Consider the following 23,474-nt stretch of genomic DNA (forward strand, 5'->3'; position numbering starts at 1 on the left):
GCATTGGACACATCAATAGCCGATACCTACGGTCGGCTGAGTGACCATTGACCAGTCCCTGGAATCTGCCTGGACCGGGCATACCCGGGGATCAGCGGCCTACGCGCGGCTGCTGGCAGCACTGTTCTGTGCGGGCGTGGCGACGTTTGCGCAGTTGTACTCACCGCAGGCCGTGCTTCCGCTGATCTCGTCGGACCTGGGGATCGGCGCTGCCAATGCGGCACTGGTGGTTTCGGTGTCCACGGCGGGACTGGCGATCGGTGTCATTCCGTGGTCGGCGCTGGCTGACCGCATGGGCCGGGTGAAGGCGATCGCGATCTCGGTGTCAGGCGCCACCGTCGTCGGGATGTTGGTGCCGTTCGCGCCGACGTTCGGACTACTGATGGCCGGCCGGTTCATCGAGGGACTGTTGGTCGGCGGTGTGCCCGGCATCGCGGTGGCCTACTTGACCGAAGAAGTCGATCCGGTGCACGCCGCCAGGGCGGCCGGCACTTTCGTGGCGGGCACCACGATCGGTGGTCTGCTTGGGCGCCTGGTGTCCAGCCCGGTCGCCGAGATCGCCGGGTGGCGAATCGGTGTCTTCACCGTGGCGGTCATCTGCGGATTCGCAGCCATGGCCTTCGTCAAGCTGGCGCCCGAGCCGAGGGGCTTCACCCCGCCGTCAGCGGGCGGCGCCAACCCGGAAGGCAACCTCGGCCATCGGCTGGCCGCCAACCTGCGCACGCCCCGTCAGCTGGTGCTCTTCGCCCAGGGCTTTCTGTTGATGGGCGGCTTCGTGGCGCTCTACAACTTCCTCGGCTTCCGCTTGACTGCCGCGCCGTTTCATCTCCCGCCGTCCTTGGTGAGCCTGGTGTTCCTCGCCTACCTGGCCGGGACATGGGCGTCGTCGCGGGCCGGTGCCGAGGCCGCGCGCTTCGGCCGCAGGCGGGTCTTGCTGGTCTCCGTAGCCGTCATGATGGTCGGAGTCGCGATCACCCTGAGCGACAACGTGTTTGCCGTCCTGATCGGCTTGGTAGTTGCCACGGCGGGATTCTTCGGCGCGCACTCCACGGCCGCCGGGTGGACCGGCCAAGCGGCACCGGTCGGCAAGGCTCAAGCCTCGTCGCTGTACAACCTCTTCTACTACGGCGGTTCCAGTGCCATCGGCTGGCTGGGCGGGATCGCGTTCGACGCGCGCGGTTGGACCGCCGTCGCTGTCACGATTCTGGTGCTGGCCGCCGTCGCCGCAGCACTGGCGGCATTGGTGCTGCGCGAGAGCCACCTTGCTCCGGGCGGCGCCCGACCTGGATGCCAACTTCGTGGCTGAGATGCAGGGCAGGAATGTCGGAATCAGGTTGCCGATGTCCGAGATGCGGCTCGGTCGTGGTCAGCCGGTACTGGCCGACGGGTAGGGCAAGTCGGTGCTGGCATGCGGATCGACGTGCACCGGCCTGCCGATGTAGGGAAATGCTCGCTGCGCGCACGCCGTCCGGTCGCACACCTTGCAGCCAGCGCCGATCGGGACACTGGTCTCGGCATTGGTGAGGTCGACCCCGGCGGAGTAGACCAGTTTGTCGGCATGATTGAGCTCGCACCCGAGTCCGATGGCGAATGTCTTGCGGTGTCCGAGGTAGCGGCTCGGCGGTGAGTCGGTGGTGCGGGCGATCCAGAAGTACGACCGGCCATCGGGCATCTGGGCCACCTGGGTGATGAATTCGCCGGGCCGGTTGAACGCGTGGTGCACCACCCACAGCGGGCAGCTGCCGCCTACCCGCGAGAAGTGGAAGGCCGTGGCGGATTGACGTTTCGAGATGTTCCCCGCGGCATCGGCGCGGACGAAGATGAACGGCACGCCGCGGGCGTCCGGGCGTTGCAGGGTCGAAAGCCGATGGCAGACGGTTTCGAATCCGACCTCGAAGCGGCGGGCCAGCTGGTCGATGTCGTAGCGAAGTTCGTTGGCGGACTGCAGGAACCGGCGGTACGGCAGCAGCAGGGCGCCGGCGAAGTAGTTCGCCAGCCCGATGCGGGCGACTTCGCGTGCTTCGGCTGTGAGTTGATCGTCGGTGGCCAGGATGGCGTCGATCGTGTCGGCTTGGGTTAGCAGCGCGAGCTGGGTGGCCATCTGGAAGGCCCGCTGACCTGGATGCAGCCAACGTGCGATGTGCAGCGTCGCGGTGTCCGGACGATAGCGGCGTTTGACGTTGGGACCCAGGCTCTTTCCGTCGTCAAGGACGGCGGTGATACCGAGATCGTCGGCCAGTACCCGGATCAGCTGCACATCAAGCTCACCGACGCGGAGGTGGTGGGCGTCGAACAGTTCCTCGGCAGCTCGGTCGAGTTCGTCGACGTAGTTCTTGCGGTCGTAGAAGAAGTCACGGACCTCTTCGAAAGGCATCGGTCGTGCCGGGTCGTCGGGGATATCGACGCTGGCCCGGCTACGCAGCGCCTCCAGTTCGGCGGTGGCGTTGACCATCCGGCGGTGCAGGCTGACGATGGCTTGCCCGACACTGGGCATCCGGGCAGCCAGTTCCTCGATCTGTGTCGTGGTGGCATGGCTTTCGGCGAGGCTTTCCCGTAGGTCGGCCACCAGCCGGGCATCGGAATCGGGGGCGAAGAAATGGGCGGGCAGATTGAATCGCTCGGTCAGGGTCAACAAGACCGGCACGGTGATGGGCCGCTGGTCGTTCTCCAGCTGATTGACGTAGCTCGTCGATAGGTCCAGTGCCCTGGCCAGTCCGACCTGGGTGAGGCCGTGCTCCTCCCGCAGGCGGCGCAATCGCGCCCCGGCAAAGGTCTTAGATGCCGCCACGGCCACCGCAGAAGCGTACCGCGGGGAGTGTTCGCAATATTCGCAGATTCCTCAGACAAAGGACGCAAAATTACGCATTTACAGTGGGTTTTGCCCGCATCCAGAGCTGCGTACTGTGCGAATCATGGCGAGCTTGCAGATTCACGACGTCCGTACCCGGCGCAGCGCGGAGGAGTTTCCGCGTTCCGATCACCTGGCGTGGAAGATCGCCGAATTGGCCGCCGATCCGGTGCCCGTCCCGCCGGAGACCGAAGCGATGGTCATCAACCGCATCATCGACAACGCCGCGGTATCGGCGGCCTCGGTCATCCGGCGGCCGGTCACCGTCGCGCGTGAACAGGCGCTGGCCCACCGGTGCGCCCGCAACGGCGCCAAGGTGTTCGGCGTCCCCGGCAGCGTGTCGCCGGAATGGGCTGCCTGGGCCAATGGAGTCGCGGTCCGCGAACTGGATTTTCACGACACGTTTCTGGCCGCCGAGTACTCGCACCCGGGTGACAACATCCCGGCGCTGGTCGCCGTCGCGCAGCATTTCGACGTCCGCGGTACCGACCTGATCCGTGGCATCGCCACCGCCTACGAGGTACAGATCGACCTGGTCAAGGGAATCTGCTTGCACGAGCACAAGATCGATCATGTCGCGCATCTGGGACCGTCGGTATCGGCAGGCCTTGGCACCATGCTGCGGCTTGATCCCGAGACCATTTACAACGCCGTCGGACAGGCACTGCATCTGACCACGGCTACCCGACAGTCCCGTAAGGGGTTGATCTCCAGCTGGAAGGCCTACGCCCCGGCCTACGCCGGCAAGGTGGCGATCGAGGCCGTCGACCGCGCCATGCGGGGCGAGGGCTCGCCCGCGCCGATCTGGGAGGGCGAGGACGGTGTCATCGCCTGGCTGCTGTCGGGTCCTGGACACACCTACCAGGTGCCGCTGCCCGCGCCGGGGCAACCCAAGCGCGCGATCCTCGACAGCTACACCAAGGAGCATTCGGCTGAATACCAGAGTCAGGCGCCGATCGACCTGGCCCGCCGGCTGCGTGAGCGGATCGGCGATCTCGATCAGATCGCCTCCATCGCGCTGCACACCAGCCACCACACCCACGTGGTGATCGGCACCGGCTCCCATGATCCGCAGAAGTTCGACCCCGACGCATCCCGCGAGACTCTCGACCATTCGGTGATGTACATCTTCGCCGTCGCACTGCAAGACGGCAGCTGGCACCACGAACGGTCGTACGCGCCGGAACGGGCGCACCGCCCTGACACCATCGAACTGTGGCGAAAGATCTCCACCGTCGAGGATCCGGAGTGGACGCGTCGCTACCACTCCACTGACCCGGCCGAAAAGGCCTTCGGCGCCCGCGCCGTGGTCACGCTGAAGAACGGCGATGTGATCACCGACGAGCTGGCGGTTGCCGACGCGCATCCGTTGGGCGCCCGGCCCTTTGAGCGGGACCAGTACATCACCAAATTCCTCGAGCTCGCCGACGGTGTCGTCGAGGACGCCGAGCAGAAGCGGTTCCTGTCGACCGTTGGCGACCTGGCCCGGATCCGGCCGGGCGGACTGGACGCGCTCAACGTTCTCGCCGATCCGCGGGTCCTGGACAAGGCGCCTACCATCCCGTCCGGGATTTTCTCGTGACCGCGGGTCTGATCGGGTCGGTGGCCTCGGCCGCCGACAAGCGCGCACGGTTTCGCCGTGGACTGGATTCCGGTCGGCTGCTCCGCTTTCCCGGGGCGTTCTCACCGCTGGTCGCCAAACTGGTCGCCGAGATCGGTTTCGACGGCATCTACGTTTCGGGTGCGGTGTTGTCGGCCGACCTCGGGCTGCCGGATATCGGCCTGACCACGCTCACCGAGATCTCGAGCCGAGGTGCCCAGATCGCGGGAGTCAACGATCTGCCGACGTTGATCGATGCTGACACCGGATTCGGTGAGCCGATGAGTGCAGCGCGCACGGTCACGGTGTTGGAGGACGCTGGCTTGGCCGGCTGCCACCTGGAAGACCAGGTGAATCCGAAACGGTGTGGCCACCTGGACGGCAAGGCCGTCGTGCCGACCGAGGAGATGGTCAAACGGCTTCGGGCGGCGGTTGCGGCCCGACGCGATCCGAACTTCATCATCTGCGCCAGGACCGATGCTGCCGGTATCGAAGGTGTGCCGGCCGCCATCGACCGGGCCAAGGCATACGCGGATGCCGGCGCCGACCTGATCTTCACCGAAGCGCTCCACACGCCCCTGGATTTCGAGCAGTTCCGTGCGGGTGTCGACACACCGCTGCTGGCGAATATGACGGAATTCGGCAAGTCCGAACTGCTGACGGCCGCCCAGCTGTCCGATATCGGCTACAACGTCGTGATCTACCCGGTAACCACCCTGCGGCTGGCGATGTACGCCGTCGAGGTTGGATTGCGCGAGATCGATTCCGCAGGAACGCAATCCGGGCTAATCAATGAGATGCAACACCGCAGCCGCCTATACGAACTGCTGCGCTATGCCGATTACAACCAGTTCGACTCCGATATCTACAACTTCGCGCTACAAGGAGTGAACCGATGACTGCTCCCACGATCCACAAGGGGCTGGCCGGTGTCGTGGTCGACACGACCGCTATCTCCAAGGTGGTTCCCGAGACCAACTCGCTAACCTATCGGGGTTATCCCGTGCAGGATCTGGCCGCGCACTGCAGCTTTGAGCAGGTCGCCTACCTGTTGTGGCACGGCGAATTGCCCACCGACCACGAGCTGTCTTTGTTCACCCAGCGGGAACGTGCATCGCGGCGGATCGACCGGTCGGTCCACTCCCTGCTGGCCAAGCTGCCCGACAACTGCCATCCGATGGATGTGGTGCGCACCGCCATCAGTTACCTCGGGGCCGAGGATCCCGACGAGGATGACAGCACCCAGCCCGCCAACTATGCCAAGTCGTTGCGGATGTTCGCGGTGCTCCCGACGATCGTGGCCGCCGATATCCGGCGTCGCCGCGGACTGGAGCCGATCGCACCGCACAGCCAGCTGAGCTACGCCGAGAATTTCCTGACGATGAGTCTCGGCGAGATTCCGGACCCGTTGATCGTCAGGGCATTCGAGCAGTCGATGATCCTGTACGCCGAGCACAGCTTCAACGCGTCGACGTTCGCCGCGCGGGTGGTGACCTCGACGCAATCCGATATCTACAGCGCCGTGACGGCGGCGATCGGCGCCTTGAAGGGATCCCTACACGGTGGCGCCAACGAGGCCGTCATGCACGACATGATCGAGATCGGTTCCGCCGATCGAGCGGCGGAATGGTTGCACGGCAAGCTGTCCCGTAAGGACAAAGTGATGGGTTTCGGGCACCGGGTCTACAAGAACGGCGACTCGCGGGTGCCCACCATGAAGGCCGCGCTGACCCGTGTCGTGGAAGCGCGCGGCGGCCAGCGCTGGATGGACATCTACAACGTGCTGGAATCGTCGATGTTCGCCGCCACCAAGATCAAGCCCAATCTCGATTTCCCGACCGGTCCGGCGTACTACCTGATGGGCTTCGACATCCCCAGCTTCACACCGCTGTTCGTGATGAGCCGGATCACCGGATGGACCGCGCACATCATGGAGCAGGCGGCGTCGAACGCATTGATCCGGCCGCTGTCCGAGTACTCGGGCCAGCCGCAGCGCGCGCTCGCGTAACGCCAGATCCGCTCGAAAGGGACGTGTGTTTTCCAAGGTTCTGGTTGCCAATCGCGGTGAGATCGCGATCCGGGCGTTCCGTGCCGCCTACGAGTTGGGTGTCGGCACCGTCGCGGTCTACCCGTATGAGGACCGTAATTCGCTGCATCGGTCGAAGGCCGACGAGTCGTATCAGATCGGCGAGGAAGGCCATCCGGTCCGCGCGTATCTGAATGTCGAGCAGATCGTGTCGACCGCGCTGGCCTGCGGAGCCGATGCGATCTACCCGGGGTACGGGTTCTTGTCGGAGAACCCGGAGCTGGCGGCTGCCTGCGCAGCAGCGGGCATCACGTTCGTCGGTCCGTCGGCAGACGTGCTGGAGCTGACCGGCAACAAGGCGCGGGCCATCGCGGCCGCGCGGGCTGCAGGGCTGCCGGTGTTGGCGTCTTCGGAGCCGTCGGCTGACATCGAGGAGTTGGCGAGAGCCGCGGATTCGATCGGTTTCCCGTTGTTCGTCAAGGCGGTGGCCGGTGGTGGCGGCCGTGGAATGCGCCGCGTGACCCAGGCCGCTGACCTGGAGGAGGCTATCGAAGCTGCCTCCCGCGAGGCGGAATCGGCGTTCGGCGATCCGACGGTGTTCCTGGAACAGGCGGTGATCAATCCGCGGCACATCGAGGTGCAGATTCTGGCCGACAGTACCGGTGAGGTCGTTCACTTGTTCGAGCGCGACTGCAGTGTGCAGCGCCGACATCAGAAGGTGATCGAGCTGGCGCCGGCGCCGAACCTGAATCCCGATTTGCGGCAACGGATTTGCGCAGACGCGGTGGCGTTCGCGCGGCAGATCGGGTACAGCTGTGCGGGCACGGTTGAGTTCCTGCTCGACGAGCGGGGTCAGCACGTCTTCATCGAGATGAATCCTCGGATCCAGGTGGAACACACGGTGACCGAAGAGATCACCGATGTGGATCTGGTGTCCGCGCAACTGCGGATCGCCAGCGGTGAGACCTTGGCCAACCTCGGATTGGACCAAGACGCAGTGCAGATTCGCGGCGCCGCGATGCAGTGCCGGATCACCACGGAAGACCCGGCCAGCGGGTTCCGGCCGGACACCGGGCGGATCACTGGATATCGGTCACCGGGCGGCGCGGGCATCCGCCTCGACGGCGGCACCAACATCGGTGCTGAAGTCACCGCCCACTTCGACTCCATGCTGGTCAAACTCAGCTGTCGCGGTTCAGATTTTCCGGCCGCGGTACGCCGCGCGCGGCGGGCGCTGGCCGAATTCCGGATCCGTGGTGTCGCCACCAACATCTCGTTTCTGCAGGCAGTTTTGGACGATCCCGACTTTCGGGCCGGGCAGGTCAGCACCTCGTTCATCGATGAGCGCCCGCATCTTCTGACGGCGCGGTCCAGTGCTGACCGCGGTACCAAGATCTTGAACTACCTGGCCGATGTCACGGTCAATCAGCCGCACGGTCCACGTCCCTCGGCGCTCTACCCACGCGACAAGCTGCCCGATATCGACCTGACGATAGCCCCGCCGCCAGGGTCGAAACAGCGGTTGGCTGAGCTCGGCCCGAACGGCTTCGCGCGCTGGCTGCGCGAATCCTCTGCTGTCGGCGTCACCGATACCACATTTCGGGATGCGCACCAGTCATTGTTGGCCACCCGTGTGCGGACCAGTGGATTGCTGCGCGTGGCGTCCCATATCGCCCGCATGACGCCGGAGCTACTCTCGGTCGAGTGTTGGGGCGGAGCAACCTATGACGTGGCGTTGCGCTTCCTCAAGCAGGATCCCTGGGATCGGTTGGCAGCGCTCCGCGAGGCACTGCCGAATATCTGCCTGCAAATGCTGCTCCGTGGACGCAACACCGTCGGGTACACGCCCTACCCCGAACAGGTGACGCATGCATTCGTCGAGGAAGCGGCGCACACCGGCGTGGACATCTTCCGGATATTTGATTCGCTCAACAACATTGATGCCATGCGCCCGGCGATCGATGCGGTGCTGAATACGGGTACGACGATCGCCGAGGTGGCGATGTCCTATACCGGTGATCTAGCCGATCCGGGCGAAAGCCTCTACACGCTGGACTATTACCTGCGATTGGCCGAGGCGATCGCGCAGGCCGGCGCGCATGTATTGGCTATCAAGGATATGGCCGGACTGTTGCGTGCCCCGGCCGCTGCCACTCTGGTCGCTGCGCTGAAGTCACGATTCGATCTGCCGGTGCACGTGCACACCCATGACACCCCCGGCGGGCAATTGGCGACGTACGCCGCGGCCTGGGCGGCCGGAGCCGATGCCGTCGATGGGGCGGCGGCACCATTGGCCGGCACCACCAGCCAGCCGTCACTCTCGTCGATTGTGGCTGCAGCGGCACACACCGAATTCGACACCGGGCTGTCGCTGTCCGCGGTGTGCGATCTGGAGCCGTATTGGGAGGCCCTGCGAAAGGTGTACGCGCCATTCGATGTTGCGGCGTCTGGGCCGACATTTCCCACCGGACGGGTGTACACCCACGAGATCCCGGGCGGTCAGCTGAGTAACTTGCGCCAACAGGCCGTCGCCTTGGGGTTGGGGGATCGGTTCGAAGAGATCGAGGACGCCTATGCCGGCGCTGATCGCGTGTTGGGCCGGTTGGTGAAGGTCACTCCGTCGAGCAAGGTGGTGGGGGACCTGGCGTTGTCGCTGGTTGGTGCCGGAGCCAGCGCGCAGGAGTTCGCGGCCGAGCCGGCCCGCTATGACATCCCGGATAGTGTGATCGGGTTTCTGCGCGGGGAGCTGGGCGATCCGCCGGGAGGATGGCCAGAACCGTTGCGGTCCAAGGCTCTCCAGGGTCGTGGGCCGGCCAAACCGGAGCAGGAGTTGACCGCCGAGCAGGCGGCGGCGCTGGCCGCGCCGGGGCCTAAACGCCAGGCGATGCTCAATCATCTGCTGTTCGCCGGACCGACGGCCGAGTTTGAGGCGCACCGCGAGGAGTTCGGTGATACGTCGCGGCTGTCAGCCAATCAGTTCTTCTACGGATTGCGTCACGGCGAGGAACACCGGGTCAACCTGGAGCCCGGAGTGGAGTTGCTGATCGGCTTGGAGGCGATCAGCGATGCCGATGAGCGAGGGATGCGCACGGTGATGTGCATCATCAATGGGCAGTTGCGCCCGGTCATGGTGCGGGATCGCTCCATCGCCTCGAATGTTCCGGTGGCGGAGAAGGCTGATCGGACCAACCCCGACCACATAGCTGCGCCGTTCGCCGGTGTGGTCACCGTGTCGGTCGCCCAGGGGGACACTGTGGAAGCCGGGCAGACGTTGGCGACGATCGAGGCGATGAAGATGGAAGCCGCGATCACCGCCACCAAAGCCGGCACCGTCACCCGGATCGCGGTCGCCACCACCGCCCAAGTCGAAGGCGGGGACCTACTGGTGGTGGTCGTTCGGGACTAGCCGCTGACTGCGTCTAGACACAATCCACCTGCATTAGTCGGGCAGATCGGCCGGAGAGTTCCCGCAATTGAGAATCCAGTTGGCGGTCCCGTTGTGTGTTTAACTTCCTTGAAAATCAGCGCTTCTACACGAAAGGGGTGCGCGCGCCGTGCATATCGAACCGGGCATCGTTGAGGGTCCCAAGATCATCTTGAGCTATGTCACTGCCGGCGGCGCCGGAGCGTACGGGCTGTATCTGGCCGCCAAGCTGGTGAAGGATCGCGGCCTCGGTGCGCTCCTGCTCCGGACGATGATGACCACCGCGCTGGTGTTCGTGTTCTTCCAGGTGTTCCCGCACTACCCGGTCGGTATTTCGGAAGTTCACCTCATCCTCGGCTCCACACTGTTCCTGCTTTTCGGTGCCGCTCCCGCCGCGTTCGGCTTGGCGGGTGGACTGCTGCTGCAGGGGTTGTTCTTCGCACCATACGATCTCCCGCAGTTTGGGATGAACGTCACGACGCTGTTGGTGCCGCTATTCGCTCTGCAGTTCGTCGCGCACAAGGTGATCGCACCGGAAACGCCGTATGTCCAACTGAAATACCGTCAGGCGCTGGCTCTTTCGACGACATACCAGGCAGGGATCGTGTCCTGGGTCGCGTTCTGGGCGTTGCACGGAGAGGGTTTCGCGGGGCAGACAGTCCGCGATATCGCGACCTTCGGTGCCGCCTACATGACCGTCATCATCGTCGAGCCACTTGCCGATCTCGGTGTACTCGCCGCGGCGAAGGGACTACATCAGCTGAAGAACAGCCCGATCCTCGAACGGCGGCTGTTCAGCCCCGCGTAGTCCGCGGCGCTGTGCGGAGATCTGCCACTGCCAATTCTGCACGGTCGGTGTGGATGCCATGTCTGTATCTGTCGCCGCCTCGATCGGATCGGTTCCGCGCGGCAGGCAGGAACTAGGGCGTAGTCCGAAACGACCATGTCGAAGTGAGTGAAGTGGGCACCGAACGCCTTGAGCACGCGCTCGCTGAAATCGAGAGCAGGGTCCTCGACGAGGTTTGGGTCAGCACCCGCCGTTCGATCTGTTGTGGCCTCCTGACAGCGTTGGTGGCGTTGGCGGCAGTGATGTGGTGGCATGACATCGCCGGTGAGGGTTCGGCATACGGATACAACCGAGTTCCGACGGCAGGAATGCTCGGGTTGACGGCCGCCGCCGTCGCGTCGGCTTTGGCACTTCGGTTGCGCCGTTTTCGGGCGTGTTGTCTTGCGGCCTTCGCCTGCGGCTTAGCTGGAGTTGCAGGCGCCGGGACATTTTGGTGGCTTCATACCGGCAGACCCGGTGCGTCGCTGCCCTGGCTGTTGATCGCGGATATCGCCGTGATCTTGCTGGCCATCGGGTGGTTGTCGGTTGTCATGACTCCGATGGAGCGTTCGCAACCTCAGATGCGTGAACACACTGAAACGGCCTGGCCCTTTTAGTTGATTCGGGCATCATGCCGGCGCAGTTGGACTGTCGCCGCGGGTTCACGCCGCGAGGTGGGGTCGCTACCTGTGAGAAGGGCGCGATAACTCTGCAGCTCAACCAATGTTTTGTAGGATGCGATGCGCGTCAGGGGAACACCGGTGCAAGACTCTACTGGGCAATCATCGGGATCTTCGGCGGTTGGCTCGTGAGTCGTATCGCGACGACGAACCGATCGACGATTTCGGAGAAGTAGCGTCGCCGCGCGGGCTGAGCCGATCGGCTCAGCCCGCCGGCTCGCCAGTTTTCTCAGCAGCACGTAGCGCGGCACGCCACATATCGGCACGATCAGCGTCCGGGACCAGCACGCAGTCTCCGCATGTGCCGCCACCAGGTATCCGATAGAACAGACAGCAATTGCGCCGGACGAAGAATCGATCCTGGTGATCATCGAACGGTCGTACGTAGTGGCCCGCACCGGTTAGTGACGGCCGGTCCAGAAGGGCCTGTACGGCCTCTATCGGGCCGATGCGAAACATCGACGAACTTCGCATCAGCATTCCCGCCGCCCCGGCCAAGGCCGAAGCAACATTCCCCCGCAGGACGCGCGTCGACAGCCGGAATTGATCGGCGTATGCCGTCAGAAGGGGTTCGACGCACGGCACTAGCACCGTTGTCTCCAACGCAACGGCCGCTTCGTCGGCATCGTCGACCGCTGTGCCAGCGACGGTTGTGAAGGCGATGGGCACAGGTCCGCCCACGACCGGCCGCCAGCGGGCCTGGTATGGGTCCAGTCGAGGAACCACCCCGGCAAGGCACGCTGTCGCCAGCGCAGGTGCGACAAGCCGTGACATGACGCCCAGCGAACTTATCGATGCACAAGACCGCAGGTCGACCTCCGAACCTGCGCGCGAACGCAGGTAGTTGCGCGCGGTATCGACACGTTCTGACAAGCATCCCGCGTCGGTCCACAGATCGGCTACGGGGCGCCAATCACCTTCTGCTGCAGTCAGTTCGACCTTAAAATATGGCCCGACCTCGCCGGCCGAAATCAGTGCAGTGCGCACGCGCTCGATATCGGCAGGTGCTGGCACACGATCAGCTTGCCAGACGCGGACGGCCGCGGTGCGGGCGATTCCGACTTCTGCGACGGCGGACCGCGGCACAATGATCGGGTATGCATCGCTGCCCAACGAGGAGGAGCCATGTCCCGTAATGTCGGAGATCGCTACGAATGCACAGTGTGCGGCTCGGTTTTGGTGTACGAGAAGCCTTGCCCCTGTGCGTCACCCACTGAACACGCCGAGATGTGCTGCGATCAACCGATGGTCACTTCTGGCTGATTAGTCGGGTCGGTCGTCACCAGACCTGGAACCCTGCCGAGGTGACGATGGCGTCGGTTGGCCCTAATCGGACGGTCAGCCGCAGCGTCCACAAGCCGGGGCGAGGTGCGCTCGCGTAGGTACTAACCCAGTCATTCGTCTCGAGAGTGAAGTCGACTGGCAGGGAAGGGATCTGGGCTTCCCGGCTGGACAGCGTACCGGCCAGAGACAGCGCCGGGGCTGGCCGGCCCGACGAATCGAGCACCGTCGCCCGGATGGTCGTGGGTCCGCGCCGTGTCGAGGAGATGGCGACGTGGACATGCCTTTCGTTGTCCAGGGGGGCGTCCAGAGTTATCGGCGGCCCGAAACTGGTCCGCGCGGGAGGGGATGCGACCAGAACCATCGTCACGACCAGTACGATCACCCCGACCGCCGCTTCGAGCGGGACCATACGGCGCAACCGAGTGGGTGTGAGCCGGCGCCGGGCCAGGTAAGCGATCACCACCATCACGCAAACGATGCAGACCTTGAGACACAGCGTCAGGCCGTAGGTCGTGGACCACAACGCCTCAACCGGGGCGACCTGCCGCCACCCCTGGTAGAAACCCGTGGCGACCAGAACTCCGACGCAGATGAACGCCGTCGACGACCAGCGTCGCAGGTTGTCGGTGTGTTGCGACGGCAACACCACAAGGCACAGGGCAACCAGTCCGCCCAGCCACACCGTCATTGCGCAGACGTGAGCGGTGGTCGCCAACGTGGCGAGGAGCGCATCAGTTCCGGCTCCTGCATGGCCATCTACCGCAATCGTGGCCGACACCGCGGCACCAAGAACGCCGATGGCTGTGAAGCCGGCCCGCCGAGGCTCGCGTATCGATCGCGGAACGATGGCCACCAGCAGCCCGGCGATGAGGGTGCGGGCGAGCACCACAAACTCTTGGCGTCCGGCGATCGTGGTGTCATGCCCGGCGACGATCACCAGCTCGGCGAGGCTCGCGCCGAGCAGCAGAGCCAGGCCTACCGCGCACAAGGTGCGCGTGGCCTGAACTCTCAGGGTCCACGGCCATAGCGCGGCGCACACCAGCACGATGCCGAGGCCGAGCACCAGCCCGACAAATTGGCCGCCGCGTGCCAGCGCGGCAGCGATCTCGCCAGCTTTGTGGTTCGCGCGGTCCAGGCCGGCGGGGCCGGCCCGAGCATCGCGGCCCACCCCGAACGACACCGAACCGGCGACCTCGTGCGTGTCGGCGGAGATGACGTCCCACGTCGCCGTGTAGCTGCCTTCGGGAAGGTTCGCCTCCAGCGGCAGGACGATTGTGGTGCCGTTTGCAGCCAAGGTCGGGCCGGTGTCGACCCGGACGCCGGTGTCGGATATCACCCGAACGCCGTTGGTTACCAGCCGGATTGGCTCGTCAAAGGTCAGTGTCACCCGGGCGGGTGCCACCGACAGACGTGCGCCGTCCGTCGGATCGCTGGCCACCAGTACCGCGTGGGCGGCCGCGGGCGCTGCGGCGATCACGCTCAGCGTCGGTAACGCCAGCGCCGCGACCAGCAGCGCCGTGAGCCGCCGCATGATCAGGACGAGCGACGCCGCACCAGGACGAGATTGGCGACACCGAGCAGAACAGCGACGATCGCGAGCACCAAAGCGGTGATGCCCGGCCAGGCCGGTGTGCTGCTGGTAGCGGGTGCTGCAGCGGCGGGAGCCGCAGCGGGTGCGGCCGATCCCTGGTCGGTGCCGGCCGCCAGCATCAGCATCGGGGCCGGATGTTCGGGTTCGGGCTGACCCATAGCGGCCCTCTCATCCCAGCGCACGATCTTGCCGTCGCTGTAGGTCTGCACGGCCGGTAGCGAGATCATGGCTTGCTTGGGCAGCGGACCCGCCGAGATGTTGAACATGTCGAATTGGTTGGGCGGGACGGCCGCCTGCGGATTGTCCGCCTTCCACTCGACTGTCGATACGTAGTCGGTGACCTCGTTGCCGTCGTCATCCTTCTGGGGCGTCGCGAGCTTCTTCTTGGTCAAGGTCGCTGTCCAGCCGGGCTTGGGCTGGGTGCTGACCGAGAGGATCGGTTGGTCGTCAGGCAAGGTCACCAGCAGGTCGGTCGTGGACGCGGTGTCGGACTCGCTGGGCACCCGGAAGGTAAGCACGCCGTAGCCGCCCTGCGTCGCGTCGGTGCCCGAGACCTCGACGTGTGCGTATGCCGGCGCGGCGAGGCCGATCCCTGCGGCCGTCACGGCCGCACCGATGATGGTAGTTGCCAGTGCTTTTCCCATTCGCGGCGTTCCTTTCGTCGGCACTGTCCGCCACGGACAGTTGCCCTGAGTGTCTTAGTGGGATGCCGGAGCCTGGAAGTTCCCCGATTTACCTGCACGTTTGCTGTGAACCACGACAACGATTGCTCGCGCAGAAGTGCAAACTCGATCGGCACGGAGCGGGTGGACTTACTTGCCGGTGAGGATTGGTCCAGCCGGTCGAAGCGCTGTCGGCAGGCAAAGAATTCGCCTGAAACCAACTGGAACTATTGAGGGTTACGCGCCGACTAGTAGGGCCGTGAGGAACCCACGATTCGCAGCAACCGCCCGACGTAAGCGTCGACTTTGACGACTGTGGGTGCCGGTACCATGACGCAGCGCGCGGCACCGCGGGTCGACGAGGATGTCGTCAGCCGGTTCAGGTCATGCTGTCGGGCCCTGGGCCTCACGGTCGATGACCGCCGCCGGCCTACCGATCTGGCGGCCGCGCGCACCGGGTTCGCCGAACTGACCCGTCTTGCACCAGATCAGTGTGACGCCTGGGTGGGTTTGGCCGCGGCCGGCGACACCGCGTCGGCGGTACTCGAAGCCGTTGCCACGACTTCCCACACCGCCGGTGTGCTGGCGCGCCGAATCGAGCTGACGCCGTCGGCGCTCGGCTTTTGGTACGAATCCGGCCTCTATCTCACATTCCGCGCCACTGGGCCTGACGACTTCCGGTTGGCTAACGGAGCATCGCTCGCCATCGCAGGTCGGTCTTGCGAGGCCGATGCCATTGTGGCCGAGGTCGTCGCGCGTATCCCCGGATCTCGTGAGGCGCGGTGGGTCGCAGCCGCCATCCACTACCGCGCCGCGCGGTGGGCCGATGTCGTCAAATTGCTCACTCCGCTGTATACCGATGCCACACTCGACGACTCGTTCGCACATGCCATACGGATCGCGCTCGGAACTGCCCTGGCCCGTCTGGGAATGTTCGCGCCTGCGCTGACTCATCTCCAGGATCTGGCGGGCCCCCTGGCGATCGCTGCCGCCGACGGCGGCCTCGCGAAGGCGCTGGCACTGCGCGCCCAAGGTGATGAGGACGCCGCCGCCGACGTGCTGCAGGAGCTCTACGCCGCCAATCCGGAGAACCTCGACATCGAGAACGCCCTGTCGGACCCGTCGTACGGCATCATCGTTACCTCTGCTGCGCGAATCGAGGCGCGCACCGACCCATGGGACCCTGGCACCGAGCCCGGCGAAGCCGACTTCATCGACCCCGGTGCTCACGAGCGAAAGGCCGCGCTGCTGGCGGAAGCCGAAGAGCAGCTGAGTGAATTCATCGGACTGGAGCAGGTCAAGGACCAAGTCTCGCGCCTCAAGAGTTCGGTCGCGATGGGGTTGTTGCGTCAGGAGCGAGGCCTGGCCGTGGCGCAGCGATCACACCACCTCGTCTTCGCGGGGCCACCAGGGACCGGCAAGACCACCATTGCCCGGGTGGTCGCCAAGATCTATTGCGGGCTTGGCCTACTGAAGAAAGAAAACGTGAAGGAGGTTCATCGCGCCGACTTGATCGGGCAGCACATCGGCGAGACGGAGGCCAAGACCAACGCGATCATCGACAGTGCGCTCGATGGTGTGCTGTTCCTCGACGAGGCTTACGCGTTGGTGGCGACCGGCGCCAAGAATGATTTCGGTCTGGTGGCCATCGACACGTTGCTGGCGCGGATGGAGAACGACCGCGACCGTCTGGTGGTCATCGTCGCCGGCTATCGCGCTGATCTCGACCGATTCCTGGACACCAACGAGGGCCTGCGGTCCCGGTTCACCCGCAGCATCGACTTTCCCTGCTATTCGCCGGCCGAGCTTGTCGAGATCGCCAGTGCGATGGCCACACAGCGCGACAGCATGTTCGATGATCGTGCGCTGCAGGACCTGGCGATGCTGTTCGGGCAGCTGGGCTCGACGACGACACCGGACGCGAACGGCGTCGAGCGCAGAAGCCTGGACATCGCGGGCAATGGGCGGTTCGTCCGCAACGTGGTGGAACGCTCCGAGGAGGAACGGGAATTCCGCCTCGACCATTCGGAGCACGCAGGTACCGGAGAATTCACCGACGAGCAACTGATGACGATCACCGCGCACGATGTGCAGAATTCGGTGGTCCCGCTGTTGCGCGGCCTCGGGCTGCAGGTGCCGGCATGAGCTTCACGCCGCGCACACCGCGCAATCAGAACCCCGATCAGGTCACCTACCGACGCGGTTTCGTCACCCGGCAGCAGGTGACCGGATGGCGGTTCCTCATGTGGCGGATCGCATCAGGTGTGGCGTTGCACGACACCCGGATGATCGCCGATCCGCTTCGTACACAATCGCGTTCGGTGGTCATGGGTGTGCTGATCGTCATCACCGCGGTGCTCGGCTGCTTCGTCTTCTCGCTGCTGAGACCAAATGGCGCGATCGGCAACAGCACCGTGCTCGCCGATCGGGATAGTTCGGCCCTGTATGTGCGGGTCGGCGATCAGCTGCACCCCGTACTGAACCTGGCCTCCGCGCGCCTGATCACCGGCCAGGCCGTCACCCCGACCGTGGTCGGCAGTGCAGCGCTGGATACGTTGCCGCGCGGTGCGATGGTCGGCATTCCGGGTGCTCCAGAACGCATGGTGCAGAACAACTCCGGTGACGCGGACTGGACGGTGTGCGACGGAACCGATGCGGTGTCGCCGGGTGTCACCGTCATCGGGGGTCAACTCGTCGACGGTGGCGCGCGCGCTTCGGCATTACCGCGAAGTAAGGCGGTCCTGGTTGTCGACGGCGCCTCAGAAGCGCCCGCGACATGGTTGTTGTGGGATGGCCGACGCAGCCGCATCGATCTGGCCGATCGCGCGGTCACCGAAGCCTTGGGCTTCGGAGCTGCGGTGCCCGCCGCCGCGGTGATTGCGCCAGGCCTGTTCAACGCGATCCCGGAGGGCCTTCCACTGCAGGCGCCAACGATTGCCGGTGCCGGGACCCCAGCTCAGTCCATGCCGTCACTGCCGGCGGTCGCGGGAGCGGTCGTTTCTGCCTTCGGTGCCGACGGCACGCTGTTCTACTACGCGGTGCTGCCCGACGGTCTGCAGCCTGTCTCGCCGGTGTTCGCAGCGGTGTTGCGCAACACCAACTCCTTTGGGCTGCAGCAGCCGCCACGGCTCGATGCCGACGAGATCGCGCGGATGCCGGTCTCTCGGATGCTCGACACCAGTGCCTTCCCAGAGCAGCGGGTCAGCCTGGTAGACAGCGCGAGTGCGCCCATCACCTGCGTGCGATGGTCCATGCTCGCCAACGCGAGCACCAGTTCGCTGACTCTGCTGTCGGGTGCGACGCTGCCGGTAGCTGACGGAGCGCACCCGGTCGAGCTGCCCGCGACCGCAGGCAGGTCGACCGCCGCACGGGTGGTCTTGCCGGTCGGCACCGGCTACTTCGTCCAGACGGTCGGCCAGAACCAAGCTTCACCGGCCGCCGGATCGCTGTTCTGGGTGTCCGACACCGGCGTGCGATCCGGGATCGAGGCCGCGGATTCAGACGAACTGACCAAAACCGTCACCGCGCTGGGCCTGAAGTTGCCGGCCACTCCAGCCCCATGGTCTGTGCTCACCCTGTTCGGTACTGGGCCTGCTTTGTCCAAGGCCGACGCATTGACCGTGTTCACAGGAACTGAGAACCGTTGAGTCGGCTGATCTTCGAGGCACGTCGCCGGCTACCATCACCGGCGGTCCGCAGGGGCACCATCACCATCGAGGCTCCGCCGGAACTTCCGCGCGCGGTTCCCGCGTCGATGTTGCGGCGCGCCCTGCCGTACCTCATCGTCTTCCTGATCGTCGGTATGGTCGTCGCTCTGTTCGCGACGGGAATCCGTCTCATCTCGCCCCAGATCTTGTTCTTTCCCTTCGTTCTGTTACTGGCCGCCACCGCGTTGTACCGCGGGAACGACAACAAGATGCGGACTGAAGAAGTCGACGCCGAGCGTGCCGACTACCTGCGTTACCTGTCGGTGGTACGGGACAACGTCCGCGCCCAGGCCGCCGACCAGCGCGCCGCGCTTGAGTGGTCGCATCCCGAACCTGCTGCACTGGTATCGATTCCAGCATCTCGACGACAGTGGGAACGTGATCCCACCGACCATGATTTCCTGGTGCTCCGCACGGGACTGCACGATGTGCCGCTTGACACGACCTTGAAGGTCAAGGATACGGCCGACGAAGTGGACCTGGAGCCCGTTGCGCACAGCGCGTTGCGGAGCCTGCTGGACATCCAACAAATGGTCCGGCGCGCCCCCACCGGCATCGATCTGACGGTGATCTCACGGCTGACCCTGGTCGGGGACGGCCGGACCGGGCGCGCAGCTGTCCGCGCGTGGATCGCGCAGGCCGTCACATGGCACGACCCGGGCCTGCTCGGCATTGCACTTGCCAGTCCTCACCTCGAATCCGAGGAATGGGCATGGCTCAAATGGCTTCCGCATGTCGATATCCCGGGTGCCATCGACGGTGTAGGTCCTGCCCGCTATCTGACCGCCGACACAGACGAGCTGGTGGCGCGAATCGGGCCGGTGCTCGCCGAGCGTCCCGCGTTCGGTGACAAGGACTCCGAGGGCCTGCGACACCTGCTGGTCGTGATCGACGATCCTGGATACGACCTTTCGCAATCGGTGCTGTCGGCTGGGTGGGCTGGTGTGACCGTCGTTCAGCTCAGCCAAACCGAACCCCACCGAGAGCAATATCTGGACCCCGAGCGGCCGGTGCTCACGATCGTTGACGGTGCGATCCGGCGCTGGGGCGGTCCCAGCGGCTGGCAGCCTTACGTCGACCAAGCCGATCAGTTGTCCACCGCCGAGGCAACGCATCTCGCCCGTCAGCTGGCGCGCTGGGATTCGAATCCCACCCACGCGGGTCTACGGTCAGCGGCGCTGAGCGGTGCCACGTTCACATCGCTGTTGGGCATAGAGGACGCTACTCGACTCGACGTGCCCGCAGTGTGGGCGCCCCGCACGCGAGAACAGGAACTGCGGGTGCCGATCGGGGTGACCGCCAACGGCGAACCCCTCTACTTCGATCTCAAGGACGAGGCCGAGGGGGGAATGGGCCCGCACGGTCTGATGATTGGTATGACGGGATCGGGTAAGTCGCAGACTCTGATGTCGATTCTTCTGTCTCTCTTGACAACCCACTCCGCCGAGCGGCTGATCGTGATCTACGCCGACTTCAAGGGGGAGGCCGGCGCCGATATATTCCGGGAGTTCCCTCAGGTCGTGGCCGTCATCTCGAACATGGCCGAGAAGAAGTCCCTCGCCGATCGGTTCGCCGACACCCTGCGTGGCGAGGTCGCGCGGCGCGAGATGCTGCTGCGCGACGCGGGGCGCCGTATCCAGGGCAGCGCGTTCAACTCGGTCACCGAATACGAGGCGGCGATCACTGCCGGTCATGACCTCCCTCCGCTGCCGACCCTGTTCGTCGTCGCGGACGAGTTCACGCTGATGCTCGCCGACCACCCCGAGTACGCGGATTTGTTCGATTATGTTGCACGTAAAGGACGATCGTTCCGCATCCACATCCTCTTCGCGTCGCAGACGCTGGACGTGGGCAAGATCAAAGACATCGACAAGAACACCTCGTACCGAATCGGACTGAAGGTGGCCAGTCCGTCGGCGTCGCGTCAGATCATCGGTGTCGAAGACGCCTACCACATCGAGGCGGGCAAGCAGAACAAAGGCGTCGGATTCCTGGTGCCGGCACCGGGCGCCGACCCGATCAAATTCCGCAGCACGTATGTCGACGGCATCTATGATCCGCCGCGCCGCGCGAAATCATATGTGGTACCTGCTGATCCCCGGCCTCAGATATTCACGGCCACGACGGTCGCGATCGACCAGGACGTAGTGGTTACGCCTGACACAGACGGTGCCCCGACGGCTGTGCCGAAGAAGCTCGTCGCCACCATCGGCGACCAGTTGAGCACCTACGGCCCACGTGCCCCACGATTGTGGTTGCCCCCACTTGACGAGCCGATCCGGCTGGCCGACCTCGTCGCCGAAGCCGGCGTGGCACCCCACAGCGGCCAGTGGCCAATCGGTGAGATCGACCGGCCGTTCGAGATGCGCCGCGATCCACTACTCTTCGATGCCACTTCCGCCGGCGGCAACTTCGCGATCCACGGCGGCGCCAAGTCTGGGAAATCGACTGCCCTGCAGACGTTCATCCTCTCCGCGGCATCATTGCACTCACCGGATGAAGTGTCCTTCTACTGCATCGACTACGGTGGCGGGAAGCTGGACGCGTTGAAAACTCTGGCCCATGTCGGCAGTGTGGCGTCGCCATTGGAGCCCGAGCGGATTCGGCGAACCTTCGGCGAACTCGACCAACTCCTGGCCAGCAGGCAGCGTGCCGGCCATGGCATACCGCATGCACACGTGTTCCTCGTGATCGACAACCTCTACGCCTTCAGCCGCGACAACACCGACCAATTCAACACCCGTAATCCACTGCTGGCCAAGGTGACTGAGCTGGCCAATATCGGTCTTGCATACGGCATTCACGTCGTGGTAACGACTCCGAACTGGCTGGAGGTGCCGCTTGCGATGCGCGACGGGTTGGGTCTGCGCTTGGAACTGCGGTTACCGGACCCCCGGGACAGCAATGTCCGCGTCACGGGTTCGTTGCGACGGCCGGCCGAGTCCGTGCCGTACGACCAGCCGGGCCGTGGCCTGACCCTGGCCGCTGAGCACTTTCTGTTCGCCGAACCAGACCTAGGCCAGATCGCCCAACTCAACTCACGCTATCCCGGACAGGCGGCCCCGCCGGTGCGTCTCCTGCCGGCGGAATTGCCTCCGGCCGCAGTGGCACCGCTATACCTGGGGCCAGAACACATCGTCATCGGTCAGCGTGAGTACGACCTGGGTGCGGCGGCGGTCAACTTTCCCGAGCATCCGCTCCTGATGGTGTTCGGCGACAGCAAGTCCGGCAAGACAACGCTGCTGCGCCATCTGATCCGGACCGTGCGTGACAACTCGACGGCAGACAGTATTGCGTTCACCGTTCTGGATCGGCGACTTCACCTTGTCGACGAGCCGCTGTTTGCAGACAACGAATACACCGCCAACGTCGACCGGATCGCCCCGGCGATGCTCGGACTGTCGACGATCATCGAGCAGCGCCGACCGCCAGCCGGCTTGTCACCCGCCGAGCTGAGGAACTGGACGTACACGGGTCACACTCACTACCTCGTCATCGACGACGTCGACCAGATACCCGATGGACCCGCGTTGTCGGGACCCTATGCGGGATACCGACCGTGGACGCCGATTCTCGGATTGCTCGCGCAGGCCGGCGATCTCGGGCTGCGAGTCATCATCACAGCGCGGGCATCGGGCTCAGCTCACCTGCTGATGACAAACCCTCTGCTGCGGCGCCTGAACGACCTACAGGCCACGACTCTCATGTTGTCGGGAAACCCCCAGGACGGCGCAAAGATTCGCGGCCACCGGTTCACCAGATTGGTGCCGGGACGTGCAGTGCTACTCGATGACACCGACACGTCGACGTTCGTTCAGCTCGTCAACCCGCTGATCGGCACTCGGGTCGGGCGTATCGACTCGGAAGAAGGGACATTGTCATGACGCTCCGGATCGTTCCTGAAGGCTTGATGGCAGCGGGCGCGGCGGTCGAGGCTCTGACCGCGCGATTGGCCGCGACTCAGACCGCGGCGGCACCGCTCATTTCCGCAGTGATACCGCCGGCGGCAGACGCGGTCTCATTGCAAGCCGCGGCCAATTGTGCGATCAAGGGTGCCGCGCATGTAGCCGCGGCCGGCGATGGAGTCCTCGAACTGGGTCGTGCAGGCGCAGGCGTCGAGCAGTCAGCCATCAGCTACGCCGTTGCGGACTCGCAGGCAGCAGTGTCCTACGGCGTGAGGGGGAGTTGACCGAGTTCTCTGGAGTCGAACCAAGTTGCTATTCCTCATGATTGGAGATGAATGACATGAGTCTTCTCGATGCGCACATTCCGCAGCTCATCGCTTCCGAATCGGCTTTCGGCGCCAAGACGGCGCTGATGCGGAGCACCATCGCGCAGGCCGAGCAAGAGGCGATGGCAGCACAGGCCTTCCATGCGGGCGAAGCGTCGGCTGCTTTTCAGGCCGCGCATGCTCGATTTGCCGAAGCGGCCGCCAAGGTGAACACTCTGCTCGATCTCGCGCAAGCCAACCTCGGCGAGGCCGGGGCCACCTACGTGGCGCAGGATGCCGCCGCGGCCAGTAGCTACGGAGGCGTGTGATGTCGCAGATCATGTATAACTACCCGGCGATGCTCGGTCATGCCGGGGATATGGCGGGTTACGCGGGCACGTTACAAGCCGTGGGTGCCGACATCAGTGCCGAGCAGGCCGCACTGCAGGGAGCCTGGCAAGGCGACACCGGTATGACCTATCAGGTCTGGCAGGCGCAGTGGAACACCGCGATGGAGGAGTTGGTGCGCGCCTACCGCGCGATGGCGTCCACTCACGAAACCAACACCCTTGCCATGAAGGCCAGGGATCAGGCTGAAGGCGCCAAGTGGGGCTAA

General features: G+C 64.9%; 16 protein-coding genes. 12 read left to right on the plus strand and 4 right to left on the minus strand.

Annotated features, from left to right (window positions below; genetic code table 11):
* Positions 1-40: 40 nt before the first annotated feature.
* A complete protein-coding gene (locus G6N38_RS19055) occupies positions 41-1,306 on the plus strand; it encodes an MFS transporter (protein ID WP_163749631.1) in 1,266 nt (421 codons plus the stop codon).
* 60 nt (positions 1,307-1,366) lie between these two features.
* On the opposite strand, the gene G6N38_RS19060 is transcribed toward G6N38_RS19055, so the two are convergent.
* Entirely contained in the window at positions 1,367-2,788 is a 1,422-nt protein-coding gene (locus tag G6N38_RS19060) for a short-chain fatty acyl-CoA regulator family protein (RefSeq protein WP_163752113.1), read from the minus strand.
* A gap of 133 nt (positions 2,789-2,921) precedes the next feature.
* On the opposite strand from G6N38_RS19060, the gene prpD reads away from it, so the two are divergent.
* The 5 genes from prpD to G6N38_RS19085 all read left to right on the plus strand — a co-directional run bounded on the left by prpD (position 2,922) and on the right by G6N38_RS19085 (position 10,706).
* On the plus strand, positions 2,922-4,430 hold the full coding sequence (gene prpD / locus G6N38_RS19065; RefSeq protein WP_179968580.1) for a 2-methylcitrate dehydratase PrpD: 1,509 nt from the start codon (positions 2,922-2,924) through the stop codon (positions 4,428-4,430).
* Entirely contained in the window at positions 4,427-5,347 is a 921-nt protein-coding gene (gene prpB, locus G6N38_RS19070; protein WP_163749632.1) for a methylisocitrate lyase, read from the plus strand. The genes prpD and prpB overlap by 4 nt, the downstream gene beginning before the upstream one ends.
* Complete coding sequence (locus tag G6N38_RS19075; RefSeq protein WP_163749633.1) at positions 5,344-6,456, plus strand: bifunctional 2-methylcitrate synthase/citrate synthase; 1,113 nt, start codon at positions 5,344-5,346, stop codon at positions 6,454-6,456. The genes prpB and G6N38_RS19075 overlap by 4 nt, the downstream gene beginning before the upstream one ends.
* A 25-nt stretch (positions 6,457-6,481) precedes the next feature.
* A complete protein-coding gene (locus G6N38_RS19080) occupies positions 6,482-9,880 on the plus strand; it encodes a pyruvate carboxylase (RefSeq protein ID WP_163749634.1) in 3,399 nt (1,132 codons plus the stop codon).
* A gap of 148 nt (positions 9,881-10,028) precedes the next feature.
* Positions 10,029-10,706 (plus strand): energy-coupling factor ABC transporter permease, encoded by a 678-nt coding sequence (locus G6N38_RS19085; RefSeq protein WP_163749635.1) that lies wholly within the window; start codon positions 10,029-10,031, stop codon positions 10,704-10,706.
* A gap of 902 nt (positions 10,707-11,608) precedes the next feature.
* On the opposite strand, the gene G6N38_RS19090 is transcribed toward G6N38_RS19085, so the two are convergent.
* From G6N38_RS19090 to G6N38_RS19100, 3 genes are all read right to left on the minus strand, one after another.
* The gene (locus G6N38_RS19090) at positions 11,609-12,178 is read right to left on the minus strand and encodes a (2Fe-2S)-binding protein (protein ID WP_163749636.1); all 570 of its coding nucleotides are present in this window, start codon (positions 12,176-12,178) and stop codon (positions 11,609-11,611) included.
* Positions 12,179-12,683: 505 nt separating this feature from the next.
* Positions 12,684-14,219 (minus strand): copper resistance CopC/CopD family protein, encoded by a 1,536-nt coding sequence (locus tag G6N38_RS19095; RefSeq protein WP_163749637.1) that lies wholly within the window; start codon positions 14,217-14,219, stop codon positions 12,684-12,686.
* A gap of 2 nt (positions 14,220-14,221) precedes the next feature.
* The gene (locus tag G6N38_RS19100) at positions 14,222-14,923 is read right to left on the minus strand and encodes a YcnI family copper-binding membrane protein (RefSeq protein ID WP_163749638.1); all 702 of its coding nucleotides are present in this window, start codon (positions 14,921-14,923) and stop codon (positions 14,222-14,224) included.
* A gap of 348 nt (positions 14,924-15,271) precedes the next feature.
* On the opposite strand from G6N38_RS19100, the gene eccA reads away from it, so the two are divergent.
* Genes eccA through G6N38_RS19130 form a run of 6 tightly spaced genes read left to right on the plus strand, consistent with a single transcriptional unit; the run spans position 15,272 to position 23,474 of the window.
* A complete protein-coding gene (gene eccA / locus G6N38_RS19105) occupies positions 15,272-17,086 on the plus strand; it encodes a type VII secretion AAA-ATPase EccA (RefSeq protein ID WP_163749639.1) in 1,815 nt (604 codons plus the stop codon).
* Positions 17,083-18,588 carry a type VII secretion protein EccB gene (gene eccB / locus G6N38_RS19110; protein ID WP_163749640.1) on the plus strand — a complete coding sequence of 502 codons (1,506 nt, stop codon included), beginning with the start codon at positions 17,083-17,085 and terminating at the stop codon, positions 18,586-18,588. Before eccA ends, eccB begins: the two co-directional genes overlap by 4 nt.
* The gene (eccCa, locus tag G6N38_RS19115; RefSeq protein ID WP_163749641.1) at positions 18,585-22,532 is read left to right on the plus strand and encodes a type VII secretion protein EccCa; all 3,948 of its coding nucleotides are present in this window, start codon (positions 18,585-18,587) and stop codon (positions 22,530-22,532) included. The genes eccB and eccCa overlap by 4 nt, the downstream gene beginning before the upstream one ends.
* Complete coding sequence (locus G6N38_RS19120) at positions 22,529-22,837, plus strand: PE family protein (RefSeq protein ID WP_163749642.1); 309 nt, start codon at positions 22,529-22,531, stop codon at positions 22,835-22,837. The genes eccCa and G6N38_RS19120 overlap by 4 nt, the downstream gene beginning before the upstream one ends.
* 56 nt (positions 22,838-22,893) lie before the next feature.
* Complete coding sequence (locus G6N38_RS19125; protein ID WP_163749643.1) at positions 22,894-23,187, plus strand: WXG100 family type VII secretion target; 294 nt, start codon at positions 22,894-22,896, stop codon at positions 23,185-23,187.
* The gene (locus G6N38_RS19130; RefSeq protein ID WP_163749644.1) at positions 23,187-23,474 is read left to right on the plus strand and encodes a WXG100 family type VII secretion target; all 288 of its coding nucleotides are present in this window, start codon (positions 23,187-23,189) and stop codon (positions 23,472-23,474) included. The genes G6N38_RS19125 and G6N38_RS19130 overlap by 1 nt, the downstream gene beginning before the upstream one ends.

The organism is Mycolicibacterium helvum (genome assembly GCF_010731895.1).
Lineage (GTDB): Bacteria > Actinomycetota > Actinomycetes > Mycobacteriales > Mycobacteriaceae > Mycobacterium > Mycobacterium helvum.

Coding starts and splice junctions, on each gene's coding strand:
- G6N38_RS19075 (WP_163749633.1), top strand. CDS start 5,344: ATGACTGCTCCCACGATCCACAAGGGGCTGGCCGGTGTCGTGGTCGAC.
- G6N38_RS19090 (WP_163749636.1), bottom strand. CDS start 12,178: ATGTCACGGCTTGTCGCACCTGCGCTGGCGACAGCGTGCCTTGCCGGG.
- G6N38_RS19095 (WP_163749637.1), bottom strand. CDS start 14,219: ATGCGGCGGCTCACGGCGCTGCTGGTCGCGGCGCTGGCGTTACCGACG.
- G6N38_RS19100 (WP_163749638.1), bottom strand. CDS start 14,923: ATGGGAAAAGCACTGGCAACTACCATCATCGGTGCGGCCGTGACGGCC.
- eccA (WP_163749639.1), top strand. CDS start 15,272: ATGACGCAGCGCGCGGCACCGCGGGTCGACGAGGATGTCGTCAGCCGG.
- eccB (WP_163749640.1), top strand. CDS start 17,083: ATGAGCTTCACGCCGCGCACACCGCGCAATCAGAACCCCGATCAGGTC.
- G6N38_RS19120 (WP_163749642.1), top strand. CDS start 22,529: ATGACGCTCCGGATCGTTCCTGAAGGCTTGATGGCAGCGGGCGCGGCG.
- G6N38_RS19125 (WP_163749643.1), top strand. CDS start 22,894: ATGAGTCTTCTCGATGCGCACATTCCGCAGCTCATCGCTTCCGAATCG.
- G6N38_RS19130 (WP_163749644.1), top strand. CDS start 23,187: ATGTCGCAGATCATGTATAACTACCCGGCGATGCTCGGTCATGCCGGG.